Annotated in this window: 14 protein-coding genes; 8 read left to right on the plus strand and 6 right to left on the minus strand. The window is 43.6% G+C overall.

From position 1 onward, the window contains the following. Position 1 precedes the first annotated feature (1 nt). Positions 2-1,312 carry a hypothetical protein gene (locus BMX56_RS22635; RefSeq protein WP_090651967.1) on the minus strand — a complete coding sequence of 437 codons (1,311 nt, stop codon included), beginning with the start codon at positions 1,310-1,312 and terminating at the stop codon, positions 2-4. Between the two features lie 509 nt (positions 1,313-1,821). Here BMX56_RS22635 and BMX56_RS22645 point away from each other — a divergent pair. The 8 genes from BMX56_RS22645 (at position 1,822) to BMX56_RS22680 (ending at position 12,508) form a co-directional block, all read left to right on the plus strand. Further along, positions 1,822-3,069: an efflux RND transporter periplasmic adaptor subunit gene (locus BMX56_RS22645; protein ID WP_090652055.1), complete on the plus strand. Its 1,248-nt coding sequence runs from the start codon at positions 1,822-1,824 to the stop codon at positions 3,067-3,069. A 128-nt stretch (positions 3,070-3,197) separates the two neighbouring features. After that, positions 3,198-4,655: a TolC family protein gene (locus tag BMX56_RS22650; RefSeq protein WP_090651969.1), complete on the plus strand. Its 1,458-nt coding sequence runs from the start codon at positions 3,198-3,200 to the stop codon at positions 4,653-4,655. A gap of 206 nt (positions 4,656-4,861) precedes the next feature. Continuing rightward, positions 4,862-5,527: an ABC transporter ATP-binding protein gene (locus BMX56_RS22655; protein WP_090651970.1), complete on the plus strand. Its 666-nt coding sequence runs from the start codon at positions 4,862-4,864 to the stop codon at positions 5,525-5,527. A 22-nt stretch (positions 5,528-5,549) separates the two neighbouring features. Then, positions 5,550-6,782, plus strand: coding sequence for an ABC transporter permease (locus BMX56_RS22660; RefSeq protein WP_090651971.1), 1,233 nt, complete (start codon positions 5,550-5,552; stop codon positions 6,780-6,782). A 29-nt stretch (positions 6,783-6,811) separates the two neighbouring features. Beyond that, entirely contained in the window at positions 6,812-7,999 is a 1,188-nt protein-coding gene (locus BMX56_RS22665; protein WP_090651972.1) for an ABC transporter permease, read from the plus strand. A 75-nt stretch (positions 8,000-8,074) separates the two neighbouring features. Next, a complete protein-coding gene (locus tag BMX56_RS22670; RefSeq protein WP_090651973.1) occupies positions 8,075-9,448 on the plus strand; it encodes a sigma-54-dependent transcriptional regulator in 1,374 nt (457 codons plus the stop codon). Then, positions 9,432-10,730 (plus strand): sensor histidine kinase, encoded by a 1,299-nt coding sequence (locus tag BMX56_RS22675; RefSeq protein WP_090651974.1) that lies wholly within the window; start codon positions 9,432-9,434, stop codon positions 10,728-10,730. Before BMX56_RS22670 ends, BMX56_RS22675 begins: the two co-directional genes overlap by 17 nt. A gap of 107 nt (positions 10,731-10,837) precedes the next feature. Further along, positions 10,838-12,508 carry an alpha-amylase family protein gene (locus BMX56_RS22680; protein ID WP_090651975.1) on the plus strand — a complete coding sequence of 557 codons (1,671 nt, stop codon included), beginning with the start codon at positions 10,838-10,840 and terminating at the stop codon, positions 12,506-12,508. A 67-nt stretch (positions 12,509-12,575) separates the two neighbouring features. On the opposite strand, the gene BMX56_RS22685 is transcribed toward BMX56_RS22680, so the two are convergent. From BMX56_RS22685 to BMX56_RS22705, 5 genes are all read right to left on the minus strand, one after another. Beyond that, positions 12,576-12,914: a response regulator transcription factor gene (locus BMX56_RS22685; protein ID WP_177183887.1), complete on the minus strand. Its 339-nt coding sequence runs from the start codon at positions 12,912-12,914 to the stop codon at positions 12,576-12,578. A 263-nt stretch (positions 12,915-13,177) separates the two neighbouring features. Then, entirely contained in the window at positions 13,178-13,960 is a 783-nt protein-coding gene (locus BMX56_RS22690; RefSeq protein ID WP_090651977.1) for an NIPSNAP family protein, read from the minus strand. 182 nt (positions 13,961-14,142) lie between these two features. Then, the gene (locus BMX56_RS22695) at positions 14,143-14,913 is read right to left on the minus strand and encodes a 3-keto-disaccharide hydrolase (protein ID WP_090651978.1); all 771 of its coding nucleotides are present in this window, start codon (positions 14,911-14,913) and stop codon (positions 14,143-14,145) included. Positions 14,914-14,929: 16 nt separating this feature from the next. After that, positions 14,930-15,805 (minus strand): sugar phosphate isomerase/epimerase family protein, encoded by an 876-nt coding sequence (locus BMX56_RS22700; RefSeq protein WP_090651979.1) that lies wholly within the window; start codon positions 15,803-15,805, stop codon positions 14,930-14,932. A gap of 50 nt (positions 15,806-15,855) precedes the next feature. Then, on the minus strand, positions 15,856-16,746 hold the full coding sequence (locus BMX56_RS22705; RefSeq protein WP_090651980.1) for a hydroxypyruvate isomerase family protein: 891 nt from the start codon (positions 16,744-16,746) through the stop codon (positions 15,856-15,858). Positions 16,747-16,781: the final 35 nt, after the last annotated feature.

A 16,781-nucleotide genomic window follows, 5' to 3' on the forward strand; every position in this document is an offset into this window, starting at 1 on the left:
TTTACTTTTGGAGCAACTGGTCGGGGCCGACCTCATTGCTCAGCAATTTACCAAAAAGTTCCCATTGCTTCGCAGGATTTTTAGCAGTGCCGCCATTTCTTTCAATATAGTCCTTTACCAAATCCTGCCCGTAATTATAGTTAATTACATAACTGCGATTCTTTTTGATAAAGCTGATTGATTTTGCCGCCGTTTCATCGTTCATCAAACAATATTTGGTAAGGTAATTGGTCGCTTTATCTTTAGACATGGTGTTGTTTACCAGCCCCCTTGCAGCTTCGTTGCGGGCATAATTCAACTGGCCCCGGATAGCCAGCGCTTTAAAATACAGGTCGATACCGGCTGTATCCAGGCCGGCCAGCGGCAGCAATACATTTTTGGCAAACTTCGCTTTATCCTCGCCCGGGAAAGCCACCTCGATGCCATAATTGGCACTGCCCTCGGCAATTAAACTTTGCGGACTAAACAACGGGTAAAGCGAAATCTCCACCCAGCCCTTATCGCGATACAAGTGTTTCTCCAGCAGCATATTGTATACATGATGGCCGGGATAACTTTCGTGGCTGCCCACATCAATGGCGCGGTCAATAAAAATCTTCAGGTCGGTGTTAATTTGTACGGTGCTTTTATAATTGCCCTTATACCAGTTATAGCCACTCCAGGGTTTATCGGTCACATACTCCAGGGTAAAGGCCTCGCCGGCGGGCAGGCTGTAATGTGCCATGGTACGTTTACGGGCCTCGGCAATGGCCGCTTTTATAACCGCGTCAAGTTTATCCTTAGGGATAATGAATTTATTGGCCAGCTTTTGAAAACGCTCGCTTACGCGGCCCTTGCCCGGCAAAATACTATCCAGCAAAGCTATCTGCGCTTTAAAATGATCCTCGTCATAAACGGGCGCCGATACGCCAAAAAGCTCTTTCGATTCCTCGTCAAAAGGCCTCTCCTCGCCCGAGTAAATCCTGATGCGCCGGCCAAATGCCACCAGTTGATTAATCATCCAATCTGCCCGCATTTTATTACTGTCAACTTGCGCATTGGTCGAAATTATTTTCAACTCATTCATCAAAATATTGGTATTGGCCAGCAAACTATCCTTCGGAAACTCTTTTGCAGGCGGCAATTTTGGCTTTAACGAGTCGGGCCCGTAGTAGGCATCCACAAAGTCAGTATCGTACTGGCCAATGTTAAGGCCCAGCCTAACATACTCCGTAGCAAGGGTATTAAGTTTCTTATTCTCGTCCAGCTGTGCCGGTCCATGTCCGCATGATAACATAAAAAACAGGGGTAAATAGAGCAGTATTTTCTTCATAGCCAAGTATCCGGTTCGATGTAAATGTGGAACAAGATAATAATTACATTGTTTACAGAAGGAATGTTTGTCTGAATCAGAATTTACAGGATTTTTGAATTAGCAGAATGAAGATGGACACAGGACACTCAACTGTTGACAATTTCCAAATCCGCCATACATGGCTTTTGACTTTTGAATTTTACCTTTTGACTTAATTTTAGCGTTGCCTGCGGCCCGGGCCAACCGCTTATACTGCACAGGCCTTATCCGCGAGGCCGGTATCCGCTTTTGTCCCTAACGCAATTTTCTGAACCTGAATTAAACGAATTAAAGAATTAACAGAATTTAAAGCAAATTCGAGAAATTCTAAAAATTCGTTTAATTCGAGTTCAGACACCCCCCGTCCAAAATCAAAACATTTGTCCGATATCGAACACTTTTTCAAAATAAAAACCACATAAAACACTAATAATAAACACTTTAACATTGGTATGCCTATTGCAAAACCTTATGCAAATTATATCACAATGGATAAGGAAATTACGCTCGAGGTAACATCGCAAAAAAGAAAAAAAGGCGCGGTGATAGCGGTGATCAGTATAGCGGTATTAGTACTGCTGGTTGTTGCTCTTCGGGGATTCATCAAATCATCGGTAAAAAAAGCAGAGATCACTACCGCCACCGTAGAAGTTGGCAATATAGAAAATACTCTTAATGCTACCGGCGAAGTTTTGCCCGAGTTTGAGGAGATCATCACCAGCCCGATCAATGCATCTATCAAAAGTGCGTTGATGGACGCGGGTAATAAAATTACTCCGGGCCAGTCTATATTAACCTTAGATAAATCGGCCACCCAAACAGAATTTGATAAGCTAAACTTTACCCTCGAATCAAAACGGAACGAGATTGCTAAACTAAAACTCGACCTTGCTAAAAGCTTTTACGATATCCAATCAAACAACGACATCAAGCAACTGCGCATCAGCAGCCTGGCCGATGCCGTTGAAAATGCCAAGCGCCTGTTTAAAGCCGGCGGCGGTACCCGTGAAGGCATTGAACAGGCCGAACTTAATCTTAAAGTTGCCCAGCTGGAAAAAAAGCAGCTGGAAAACGAGATTAAAAACAAGCAGCAAACCATGCAGATAGAGATTAAGGAAGCCCAGATTGCTGCCGCCATACAGGAAAACGACTTGAAGGCACTACAACGGAAGCTTGCGCTGGCTAATGTGGTGGCTACCCGCACAGGCGTTATCACCTACGTAAACAAAAACATAGGCGCCAACGTGCACGAGGGCGAAACCCTTGCCCGTATTGCCAACCTGGGCAGTTTTAAGGTATCGGGCAGCATATCAGATAATTCGATGGACCAGCTGCACAGCGGGATTCCGGTAATTATCCGCATTAACGATACGCAATTGCGCGGGCATGTTACCAATGTGTCGCCATCGGTACAAAACAGCATCATATCTTTCGATATCCAGCTGGACGACCGTGCCAACAAACAACTTCGCCCTAATATGAAAGTGGATGTGTTTTTGGTAACGGCAACCCATAGCAAAATTATGCGGGTGGCCAACGGCCCGGCATTTAAAGGCCCTACCGTACAGGACATTTTTGTAATTAACAACGGCAAAGCCGAACGGCGCACGGTACACATTGGCCTTACCAATTTTGACTATGTAGAGATTGAGGATGGGGTTAAACCCGGGGATGTTGTGATTACATCGGATATGACGGAGTTTAAGAACTCGAAGGAAGTAACGATAACGAATTAAGTTTACCATAACCGTCATTGCGAGGAACGAAGCAATCTCTTTGGGACAGGTGATTAACCTGCAAAGCTGATTTGCATATCGGGGATTGCTTCGTTCCTCGCAATGACGGCTGAAATAGTACAAGACAAATGAAATTTTTATACACCATATTATTACTAACCATTTGTTCAGGGGTATTTGCTGCCGGCAGCAGCGATACGCTCCGGCTTACCCTACAGCAGGTGGTCGAGATGGCCAAGGCCAACTCTATAGCCGCCAAGCAGGCTGCTACGGTGCGCGAAACCAAATACTGGGAGTATCGTACTTACAAATCAAATTACCAGCCGCAGCTATCACTCAGCGGCATTTTACCGGGATATACCAAAACGTTTACCCAGGTACAGCAACCCGATGGCACCATACAGTTTCAGCCGATACACAATGATAACTCGTCGCTGGCGCTTAATTTTAGCCAGAGCATTACCGCCACCGGCGGCACAATTTACGGAACAACGCAATTGCAGCGTTTTGATGATTTCGACAGGCATAATGTGCTTTACAATGGCATCCCATATGGCATCGGGTATACGCAGCCCCTATTTCAGTTTAACAGTTTAAAGTGGGATAAACGCATTGAACCTTTAAAATATAACGAGAGTAAACAGGCCTACATTGAAGCACAGGAAAAAATAGCCATAGATGTAGAAGGTTTCTTTTTCGATTTGTTGCTGGCCCAGGTTAACCTTAAAATTGCCGAAACCAATTACGCTAATACCCAAAAAATCATGAGCATTGCCAATACCAAATTTGAATTGGGCAAGGTTTCAAAAAACGAGATACTGCAATTGCAACTGGAACAAATAAACGCCAAAAAAGCTGTAGGCACCGCTAAACGCGATATGGAAATTGCCACCCTTAACCTGCGCAGCTATACCGGGCAGGAAGGCGAAGAAAAAATTGTACTGGTAGTACCCGAACAAATTAGCCAGATGCAGGTATCGGCAGATAAAGTTTTGGCCGAGGCATTTTCCAACCGCTCGGATGCCATTGCATTTTTGCGTCGCGTGGCCGAGGCTAAGCGGGATGTGGCAAAAGCAAAAGGCCAAAATGGTTTAACCGCTACATTGAATGCCAATTTGGGTTACTCAAATACATCAACCAGTATACCGGGTGTTTACAAAAATCCGCAAAACCAGCAGGTGTTACAGGTGCAGTTAGCCGTGCCCATACTGGATTGGGGTCGCTCTAAATCGCGCACCAAAACCGCCCTGGCCAACCAGCAGTTTACCGAGTACGCCGTTGAACAAGACAAGCAAACTTTTAAACAGCAAATTATAACCCAGGTATCCCTTTTTAATGTAATGAAAGAGCAACTGGTATACACCGCCGAGGCCGACAGTATAGCATCAGAAAAGTACCAGATAGCCCGCGAACGCTACGTTTTAGGCGACCTGAGCATCACCGACCTTGGCATAGCCTTCCGCGAAAACGACCAGGCCAAACGCGACTATGTAGCTTCCCTCCGCGATTTCTGGGGAGCCTACTACCAGTTACGCTACCTATCGTTATACGATTTCGAGGCCAACAGGAAAATTAATTACCAGTAGGGAAAGTCAAAATTCAAAAGTAAAAATTCAAAAAGCCCATCGCTTCAATAATTAAAAAAGACAAATTCAATAATTAATCAGCCAAATCACTAATTCACTAACTCAGTAATTCAACAATTAAAAAATTCAATAACTCAATAATTCAGTCATTCAATAATTCAATAATTAACAAACCACTCACTATTCACCATTCACAACTCACCAATATGATCCGTTTACAAAACATCGAAAAAGTGTACCGTACCGACACTATAGAAACCCTGGCACTAAACAGCATAAGCCTTGACGTGGCCAAGGGCGAATTTTTATCTATCATGGGGCCATCGGGCTGCGGCAAAAGTACGCTGCTTAATATTATAGGGCTGCTGGATGCGCCATCAAAAGGAAACATCAAAATTGCCGATAAATCAACTGAAAAGCTGAGCGATAAGCAACTGGCACAGTTCCGCAATAAAACGCTGGGCTTTATTTTTCAAAGCTATCACCTGATTAACGACCTACAGGTTTTGGATAATGTAGAGCTGCCCCTGCTGTACCGCGATACCACAGCAAAAGAACGCAAAATGCTGGCCACCGAGGCATTGGAAAAGGTAGGCTTAGCCAACCGCATTAAACACTTCCCAACCCAGCTATCGGGCGGGCAACGTCAGCGTGTAGCCATAGCCAGGGCCATTGTGGGCAGGCCGGATATTATTTTGGCCGATGAACCAACCGGCAACCTGGATAGCGCCATGGGTAACGAGATTATGGACATCCTCATCAACCTTAACCGTAACGAGGGTACTACCATTGTAATGGTTACACATGATGAAAACATGGCCCACAAAACGCACCGTTTGGTACGCCTGTTTGATGGTTCGCAAGTTCAATAATTAACCGCTTAAACAATCAGTCATGCTTAAAAATTATTTAAAAATAGCCATAGCGGTGTTAAGGCGAAGAAAGTTTTTCACCTTTATCAGCCTGTTTGGTATCAGCTTTACCCTTACCATACTGCTGGTACTTACCGCCTTTATAGATAAAATTGCCGGCGACAGCTATCCCGACAGGAAACGCGATCGATCGTTGTATATTTCAAGAATGCAGGAGATAAACAAAACCGGCGGGCAAAGCTCGGGGCCTTTATCTTACTATTTTTTAAGCCACTATGCAGGTAGTTTAAAAACGCCTGTTAAGGTGGGCATTTCCTCTATATTCAGCGGCACAAATACTTATGTTAACAATAAAAAGATTGCTGTAAACTATAAATACACCAATGATGCCTATTGGGATATTATGGAATACGATTTTATTGAAGGCAAAGCTTTTAATAAACAACAGGTTGATAATGCCGATAAAGTAGTGATCATATCAGAGGATATGAAACAGCAATACTTCGGCGATGTACCCTCGGTTGTAGGCAAGTACTTCGAGGCCGATAACGTGAAATACAGGGTAACCGGCGTGGTAAAAAATGTACCTATAACCAGTTATATGACCTATGGCGACATCTACCTGCCCTATACTGTATCAAAAACTGATTACCGTAAAGATAAAGGGTACAGGGGAGGTTTTTTTGGCGTGTTGCTTGCAAATTCAAAAGCAGATTTACCGCGTATGCATGATGAATATCAAAGTATGGTTGCCCGGTTGCCAATGGAAAGCAAGGAGTTTGATAAAATATTCAGCCATGCCGATCCTTATATTGTAAGCTATGTAGATACCGGCAACGAAAAATCATCGGGCGTTATGATCGTGTTGACAACCATTGGCATATTTGCCCTACTGGTAATGATGCTGCCAACGCTTAACCTGGTCAATATCAACATCACCCGTATTATGGAACGCTCGTCAGAAATTGGCGTACGCAAGGCCTTCGGTGCATCATCCGGTACCTTGGTTTACCAGTTTATTGTCGAAAATATCATACTTACGCTGTTGGGCGGCTTTATCGGGGTTATATTATCCTTCGTAGCTATCCAGGTACTAAATGGCATGAACCTCATCCCCAACCTGGTACTATCCATCAATTTTACTGTTTTGGCAATTGGCCTGCTCATTTGTTTTCTGTTTGGTTTAATCTCAGGCGTTTACCCGGCCTGGCGCATGTCAAAACTAAATGTAGTAACGGCTCTGAAAGCTTCATAACAATTATTCATCCTTCAAATTAAGATATTATGTTTAAGCATTTATTTAAACTCATCTGGAATAAAAAGAAACAAAACTTTTTATTGATGTCCGAGATGCTATTCTCGTTCCTGGTGCTATTCGCGGTATTTAGCCTTTTGGTTTACTACTATAACAATTATAAAAAGCCAATTGGGATTAGCTACCAAAACGTATGGGTTGTTAGTTATAATAACGCCCTGCAAACAAAAAATACCGATTCGCTGAATACTTATTACGAAACATTGCGTAATAATATTAAGGCCATGCCCGAGGTAAAGGAAATCAGCTTTTGCAGCGACAACGTCCCCTTTTCGGCAAATACGTGGACAGGACTGGCTGGTTACAATAACCACAATTACAGCAACGTGAATATGTATAATGCAGAGGATAGCTATTTGAAAACTTTAAACGGACAGCTGCTGGAAGGCCGCTGGTTTAATAAAAGCGATGTGGCTACCAAAATACCATCGGTAGTTATCAATAACGAATTGCGCGAGAAGCTGTTTGGTAAAGGCGAAGCGATAGGAAAAATCATTGATGAGAGCGACGACGGCAAAAACAAGAAAAGAGTAGTAGGCGTAATACAGGCCATCAAAGCCAAAGGCGATTATGCTGCTGCCGGCGATGCGGTATACCACAGGACCGACACCGGTTCTTTCAGGTCGCTTGGTAAAATCATGGTACAGGTTGTACCAGGTGCCAATGCTGCCTTCGAAGCCCGCCTGTACAAAACTTTAGCCAACTATATGAAAGATTCGAATGTGGAGATTGAGCACCTTGTAAACAAACGTAAGGATATTAATTATTTTACTTTAGTGCCCATGATAGTACTAAGTATTGTAGGCTGTTTTTTAGTTATTAACGTCGCGCTCGGCCTGTTTGGAGTGCTTTGGTATAACATTAACAAACGCCGGGGCGAAATTGGCTTACGCCGGGCTGTTGGCGCCACCGGTAGCTCGGTATCTAACCAGCTCATTATGGAATCAATGATACTGGCTACCTTTTCGCTCATCATCGGGTCATTTTTTGCCGTGCAGTTCCCATTGCTAAACGTGTTTGATCTTTCGGCAGGGATTTACCTGGTAGCCATCCTGTTCTCAATCATATTTATTTACCTGCTGGTATTTTTATGTTCATTATATCCGGGCAGGCAGGCTGCTGCCATTTATCCCGCCGTTGCTTTACACGAAGAATAGCATATGGGCATCATAAAAATAACTCAAAACTCACCACTCAATACTTTTAACTAATTACGATATTGACCTGCAATTATGATACTGGTTATTGATGATGATATTGCCGTACGCACCTCGCTTTTGCTGTTACTCAAAAGCGAGGGCTATGATGCTGTGAGCGCCGAAGAGCCCGCCGGGGCCATAAAGATCATAAAGAAAAAAAGTCCTGAACTGATTATTCTCGACCTTAATTTTTCGATTGATACATCGGGCCGTGAAGGGATGAACCTCCTTGAAAACATAAAGCAGCTTAACAGCGCTATCCCGGTAATATTAATTACAGGATGGGGCAGCATCCAGCTTGCCGTACAAGGTATGAAGCTGGGTGCCAACGACTTTATAAACAAACCCTGGAATAACGAACACCTTATACAAACAGTTAAAACACTGTTAGATTTAAGGGATAAAAAAACAGAACACCATACCCGTAAGCAATTAGATAAAAGCTACAATTTTCAAAGCATTATTGGCCAGGACCCTCAAATGCTGGATATCCTGGAAACCATAGGCCGTGTGGCAACCACGGACGCATCGATACTGATTATGGGCGAAAGCGGTACCGGCAAAGAGCTGATAGCGGAGGCCATCCACCAAAACAGCCTGCGCCGCAATAAACCATTTATCAAAGTTAATTTGGGCGGTATCTCTACTTCGCTTTTTGAAAGTGAAATGTTTGGCCATATCCGCGGGGCTTTTACCGATGCCCGTTTTGATCGGATTGGCCGTTTTGAAATGGCACACAAGGGTACCATATTTTTAGATGAAATTGGCGACCTTGATGCCAGCAGCCAGGTGAAGCTGTTAAGGGTATTACAGGACCGTACTTACGAAATGCTGGGCAGCAGCCGTACCAAAACATTAGATACCCGGGTGGTTTGTGCCACCAATAAAAACCTTAACGAAATGGTATCACGCGGTACTTTTCGTGAGGATTTGTTATACCGCATTAACCTGATCACCGTTTACCTGCCCGCCCTGCGCGAACGGCCCAAGGATATACCTTTACTGGTCGATTTTTTTATCAATAACCTAAAGGATATCTACAACCGGCCCCAATTATCGGTATCTGCCGCCGCCATGAAGTGGCTGCAGCAATTGCCGTTGCCCGGCAATATCAGGCAGCTTAAAAACCTGGTAGAGCGATCAATACTGGTAAGCCGGAAAGACGAGTTAGGTATTGATGACTTCCGGTCGCAGTTAGAATTATCGCCAGTAAAAAAAGGAAACATGCAATTACCCGGAGTAGGTAGCCTAACTTTGGAAGAGGTAGAGGTCGAGATGATAAAACGCGCTATGGACCACCACAAAAACAAAATAAGCCGGGCAGCGGCGGCACTTGGGCTCACGCGGAGTGCGCTTTACCGCAGGCTTGACAAATACCAGATACCATACGATGAAGCTGAGGACTAAATATGTTTTATTTGTTGTAACACTGCACCTGGTAACGCTGGTGCTCACTTATTTTATTTTCCAGCAAAACAAGGTTTTCTTTATTGCATCTGAGGTATTTGTACTTATTTCTGTAGTAGTATCGGTACAGCTTTACCGGCAACTTATAAATCCTTTAAAATTATTAATGCAGGGGCTGGATGCTATAAAAGACAAGGATTTTAACGTAAAATTTTTATCAACCGGCAGGCACGAGGTTGACACATTAATTGATGTATATAATCATATGATGGACGAGTTAAGAACAGAACGTACAAGGCAGGAACAGCAACATTTCTTTTTGGAAAAACTGATCTATACCTCACCTACCGGCATCGTTATTTTAGATTTTGACGACCGCATACAGCAAATAAATCCAAAAGCCCTGCAATTATTGGCTATCCCGGATGATAAGTTACAAGGCAATTCCATTTATGAGCTGGATCATCCCCTGTTTGCGCAGATGAGATTGCTTAAATCAGGCGAAACTGCAGTGGTAAAGCCGGACGGTATAAATTCGTTCAAGCTCCAGAAATCACATTTTGTTGACCGGGGCTTTTCGCGTCATTTTATTATGATAGAGGATTTAACTGCCGAGATTCTGGCCGCCGAGAAAAAGGTTTACGGCAAGGTTATCCGTATGATGGCACATGAAGTGAACAATACCATCGGGCCGGTAAATTCCATTATGCAATCGGCCATGAAAACCGACCAGCTATGGGCCGGGCACGAGTTTGACAGCCTTAAGGATGCCTTACAGATAGCCATGGACCGCAACCAAAACCTAAACCTGTTTATGCGCAACTTTGCCGACCTGGTGAAACTCCCGCCTGCCAATAAACAACCTGTTTTACTTCAAAAGCTTGTTCGGGCGGTAGCCACCCTTATGCAGGCAAAAGCCAATGGAAAAGGCGTTGAATTTGAATTTAACCTGCCTGATGAAGCCTTAAGCATCATGGCCGATGAGCAACAATTAGAGCAGGCGCTTATAAATATTGTTAAAAATGCCATTGAAGCCATTGAAGATAAAGGGCTGGTAAAATTCGCACTCTTCTCCAAAGAACGAAAACTCATCGTTACCGATACGGGCAAAGGCATCACTGCCGAACAAAACAGCAACCTGTTTTCGCCCTTCTTCAGCACCAAAAAAGATGGACAAGGTATAGGGCTTACCTTAACACGCGAGATACTCCTGAACCATAGTTTTGAATTTAGTTTAAAAACTGTGGCCGCCGGGCAAACGGAGTTTGCCATTTGGTTTTAGAACACGCAAAATAGCTTTAGTCGTTTTAGCACCAACAATTTGCAACATTTAATTTTAAATCACTAAATGCTTTTAGTAATGTTGTATATCCAATTCAGAACATCACTATGCAAAGACGACATTTCCTGAAACTGACGGCAACAACCGGTGCCGCCGTACTGTTTAGCCGCCTAACTTATGCTACATCAGCCCAAACAACAACTATGAATGCACCCGACGAGGTTTGGGCGCAATCCGGTGAAGAATGGGTTAAGCTAAAAGGCACCAACGGCACCAAATTCAACTACAAGGATATCGAGGTTGATTTTAAAACCAACGGCAACGCTAAAGCCATCTACCTACAGTCGCCAACACAACCATTGAGCGCCGTTAGGTTGCGCTGGAAACACAACACGCCTCCTTCGGCAAAACACCTTGGCGATCATTGGGAACGCTCCTATGGCGATTTAAAATGGAAATCGGGCTTTGACGGGAGTCAAAGCCCATGGTATATATTAATAAATGATGGGAAACAAACTGCCTGCTTTGGTGTAAAAACAGGTGCGGGCAGCATTTGCTGGTGGGGATTGGATCAAAACCACCTTGACCTTAACCTGGATACCCATTCAGGCGGCAATGGCGTATTGTTGGGTAACCGCACCCTGCATGCAGCAGATATTGTAACCACGCACAGCAAGCCGGGCGAAAACGCTTTTTATACCGACCATCGCTTTTGTAGTATCATGTGCGAAAAACCGCGATTACCCAAACAACCTATTTATGGCATAAACGATTGGTATTTTGCCTATGGCAACAACAATTTCGACCTGATAAAACAAACCACCGCCATGATGAGCGAACTGGTTACCGATACCAATAACAAACCATTTTCGGTAATTGACGCGGGCTGGGCAACCTATTCGCCACTATTGCCAGGGGATGGCGGCTGGAACGATGATTTTAGCAAGCCGAACGATAAGTTTAAGGATATGCACCTGTTGGGCGACGAGATTAAGAAACTGGGCATGCGCCCGGGCTTATGGATGCGCCCGTTGTGCGCCCGTCATGATGAAAAGACGAGCTTGCTTGCACCAAAAATTCCGGGCCGCGATGATCCTAAAAATCCAACGCTCGACCCTACCATCCCCGAAAACCGGGAGCGTATTAAGCGTAATTTCAGCTTTTACAAGCAATGGGGGTACGAAATGGTTAAACACGACTTTACCACTTACGATATCGCCGGCCGCTGGGGGTTTGACATGAAGGACAGCATTACAGCACCCAACTGGAATTATAACGACCGGAGTAAAACCACAGCCGAAATCATTCTTGATTTGTACCGCGATATCCGTGAAGCAGCAGGCGATGGGATATATGTAATAGGCTGTAATACCATGAGCCATTTAAGCGCAGGCATTTTTGAGATGTGCCGAATAGGTGATGACACCAGCGGAAACGAATGGGAACGCACACGCAAAATGGGTGTAAACACGCTGGCTTTCCGCCTGCCGCAGCACAATAAATTTTATGCTGTAGATGGTGATTGTGTAGGTATCACTACTAAAATAGCATGGGGCCGTAACAAGCAGTGGCTTGAATTATTGGCAAAAAGCGGCGCCCCCCTATTTGTATCCGGGCAGCCCGAAGCTATGGGTGCCGAACAAAAGACTGCCGTTAAAAAAGCCTTTGCCAGTGCAGCTAAAGTATTGCCGTTAGGCGAACCTTTAGATTGGATGGAGACAATGCTGCCGCAAAAATGGAAACTCGACGGAACAGTAGTTGACTTTGATTGGGCCTGAAAGCGTCTTAGTCCTCTCTTAATGGTGCGGTATATTTATACCACAGCAATTAAGGGAGGATTTTTATCTACAACAATCGTTTTATTTTTCCTAAAAGATCGTCAATTTCAAAAGGCTTGGCCAGAAAGTCATCGGCACCAGCTTCGTAAGCGGAGCGTTCGATATCGCGGCTGGCTGATATCATGATAATGGGAATTGCCCTGGTATCTGACCGGTGTTTAAGTTCGCGGCAAATATCGCGGCCATCAGAGCCAGACATCCAGATATCAAGTAACAGCAAGTCGGGAAATTCTGTTTTCATATCCAAAACCGTGGCACCGTTAACGGTCGACGAAACCTCGTATCCTTCAAAATCTAATATGATCTCTACCGCATCCACAATCCCCGGATCATCGTCCGCTATCATGATTTTTTTTAAATTTCCCACCTATGCACCTTTCTTAACAAAAATCAAGCCTTTATTGGCAATTTCAGGAATATTCTGGCTTAATGCTCAATTTAATATTAATCGCAGGGTATCTGCTAAAAAAAACAGGATATCAGATGCGACTTAAACAGGTGATCGGTACAAACCTGCAATAGTTACTTAATAAGCAATGCTTTTTTGTAACAATAGAGCGCAAAAACATACAACTGTTGCTTTTTAACAACTACAACTAAATGGATTGCCTAATAATCAGAATAATCCGTTGGGAAAAGAAAAAAGATATCAGCTTTCGACACATTGTGCTGATACTCGGCTTTTGCCGAGAGGGTTTTCCAATAGGTATCGTTACTAAACGCTGCCCAGTGCTTTTCTCTTTCTTCTTTACTGTTAAAAGTAGTCATGTACATAAGGTTGGGCATGTGCGAGCCTGAAACAACCTCCGAGTAAAAAACCGCGTTAAAACCAAGGCGTTTAAACAGGCCTATCTCGTCGCCGTCATTAAACATGCGCACTTTATTGTAGTTATATTTTTCTGTGGGGCTTTCATAGCTTCTGAGTTCGTAAACCCTATCTGCTTTATTACCGGTAAGCTGTGGAACCGAGGGCGCCGGCATGCCCGGAAAAGCGTGCAATATCATAATTTCAATGCGCGTATACGGGGCATCTTTATAATCGGCGTTCATATACTCCTCCCCATCGGTAAAATATTGGGTATCACCTTGTAATTTTTTATCAATGCCGGTAAGCTTATCTAAGCTGGTAAAAGGTGTGTAAACATAAATACGCATGTCGGCTGTATCCTGCTTTATCGGTTTAAACACACCAACATTGGGTATGCCTGCCCTGTGTAGCGCGGGCAAATAGGCATCTTTTAAATAATGCTCAATCTTAGCTTCCTGATCCAATGTTTTATAATGATAAACTTTAAGCTCGTAATAATACCTTTTGGGCGAGGCGGATAAGCTGAAAGCAAAAAGCAAAAAGCTAAAAGCCAAGGTTAAAATACGGGTAAGTTGTGTTTTCATGGATGCTTAAAATTTCGTAAATATAATTTCAAATTCTAATTTTCGGGCATTTTATTAATTTATTTGCGCCATTTTCTCAACAAGACAAAGTTTTTTGGGTAGAGAAATTTTGCGCCATTATAAACTTAAAAAGCCCGTTCCATAAATCAGGAACAGGCTTCTCAAACATTTTTAATAATTACTTACAATTCCCTTACCCAGATATTGCGGAAGCTAAGCGGTTCGCTTTTATCGCCATGCGCTTGCAGTTTTATTGGCGATGCGCCATGGGCTTTACCTTCATAAGATGGTTTACCAATGTATTGGGTTGGGCCAAGCAGTTCAAAGTTGTTTTCAACCAATACGCCGTTAAAGAAAACGGTTGCCCTTGCGGCAGATTTCAGTGTACCGTCCTGGTTAAACACAGGGGCTGTCCATACCACATCATAGACATTCCACTCGCCTGGTTTGCGGCCTGGGTTTGCCAACGGGATAACCTGTTTGTACAAACTGCCTGCCATGCCGTTTACGTAAGTTTTGTTGTTGTACGAATCTAAAACCTGTAGCTCATAACCGGCATCACCTTTACCTATTGATGCTAAAAACACGCCGCTATTGCCACGGGCCTGGCCGCTGCCTGTAATGCTCGCAGGCACACGCCACTCAATGTGTAATTGATAATTAGTAAATTTTTTCTTTGTTTCTATATTTCCGGTAGCTTTATTTACTGTAAGCACATCGCCCTTTACCGTCCATTTAGCCGGTGTTTGGGTTTCTACGTCAACCCACTCATCAAGGCCTTTACCATCAAACAAAATAATAGCGTCAGAAGGGGCATCGCCCAAAACCTTACCCGGCACTACTGCTTTAGGAATTGGCTCCCAAATTTCGGTATCCTCTGGTTTAGCATTTTGCGCATTAGCCATTAAAAAACTCCCGGCTAAAATGGTTGCTAATATTATTGAATATTTCATGTTGTTATTTGGTTTATTATATGTGAAGCGTACTTTTTAAGTAGGCAGCGCTTTTGGCTATGCTTACATATGGATCAATATTGGTAAAATTCTCTTGCTCAACAATAAAGTGTTTTATACCCGCCTGTTGTGCTTTGCCCAATATCTTCACAAAATCAATATCGCCTGTACCAATCTCGGTATTCAGGTTTGGATTGGTTTTATCCCTGTCTTTAATATGCACAAAAGTAAAACGTCCGGGGTGCTTTTCAAAAATAGCCAAAGGATCCTGGCCGGCACGTACCACCCAGTATAAATCCATCTCCATATTAACCAGTTTAGGGTCGGTATTGTTTAATACTACATCGTAAAACGTGGTATCGCCAACCGGCGCCCATTCAAAGTTATGGTTGTGGTAACCTAATTTTAAACCCGAAGCTTTGCATATCTCGGCGGCTTTATTCATTTTTTCGGCAACGCCTTTGCAGTCGTCAACCGTTTTTATGAAATTATGGTTTAATGAAGGTACTATGATATAAGTTTGACCAATAGTGTTGGCAACCTCCATATACATATTTAAATCATCGGTTTTTCCTTCGCCAAAGTACGAGTCTAAACCATAGTGACCGCTTGGGCTGCTGAGTCCGTTATCCTTTAACAACGTTCCAAAATCTTTGCTGGGCAGTCCCCAGTAGCCTTTTTCTTTGTTATAGCCAAAGGTTTCCACTTCTTTGTAACCAGCTTTAGCCACTTTACCTATTACACCTTTTACATCGGCAGGTAACTCGTTACGCAAGCTATATAACTGCAGGCCCGCACCTTTCTTTTCTTTTGCCGATAATAAAGACGGCGCTAACATTGCACCTGCCGAAAGTATACCGGCCTGCGCTAAAAATGTTCTTCTGGATGTCATGTATTTCTGTTTGGTTAATATAGCATTGGAGTGTATTTAAACCATAAGGTTTAAACGTCGCAAATATGTACCGCTTTACGCAGCGATGCCACCTTGTCTTTTTGCTTCGGAATAAATTCCTGCGCAACAAAACCTTTATGACCGGTTTCTACAATAGCTTTCATTATTGCCGGGTAATAAAGCTCCTGTGTTTCGTCAATCTCGTTACGGCCGGGTACGCCGCCTGTATGGTAGTGGTTAATATATGGGTGATATTGACGTATATTACGGATCACATCACCTTCATCAATCTGCATGTGATAAATATCAAACAGCAATTTAAAATGTTCCGATCCTATCCTTTTGGCCAGTTCGGCACCCCACTCTACCCTGTCGCATTGGTAATCTTTGTGGTCAATTTTGCTGTTTAGCAGTTCCATTACCAGCACAATGTTGTGTTTTTCGGCCAGTTCAACCATTGGTTTCAAACCCTCCACACAATTATTCCAACCGGTTTCATTGTCTTTTCCGCGACGGCTGCCGCTAAAACAGATCAGGTTTTTATAACCGGCTGCAGCAACCTTGGGAATCATTTCGCTGTAGTTTTTATGTAACTGGGCATGAAACTGCGTATCGCCAAAACCATCGGTCAGGTTAATTTCGGCACCGTTACACATAGATGAGTACAGGCCATACTTTTTAAGTGTGGGCCAGTCTGCCGGGCCAACCAGGTCGATGCCTTTTATGCCAATATCTTTAGCGGCTGCGCAAAGCTGTTCAACTGTCATATCGCCATAGCACCAGCGGCATACGGCATGGTTAATATTACCTTTTAGCGCAGTATCAACTACCATTTCTTTTTCCCCGGGTTTAAATGACGATAACATGCCGGCCGCGGTAATGGCTGCTGTACCGGTAACTATATTTTTTATAGCCGACCGCCTGTTTTGATTTGATTCCATGGTTAATTATCGGTTTATTCCGGGGAGTGTTACTC

Origin of the sequence: Mucilaginibacter sp. OK283, assembly GCF_900110415.1 — a bacterium.
Classification (GTDB): Bacteria; Bacteroidota; Bacteroidia; order Sphingobacteriales; family Sphingobacteriaceae; genus Mucilaginibacter.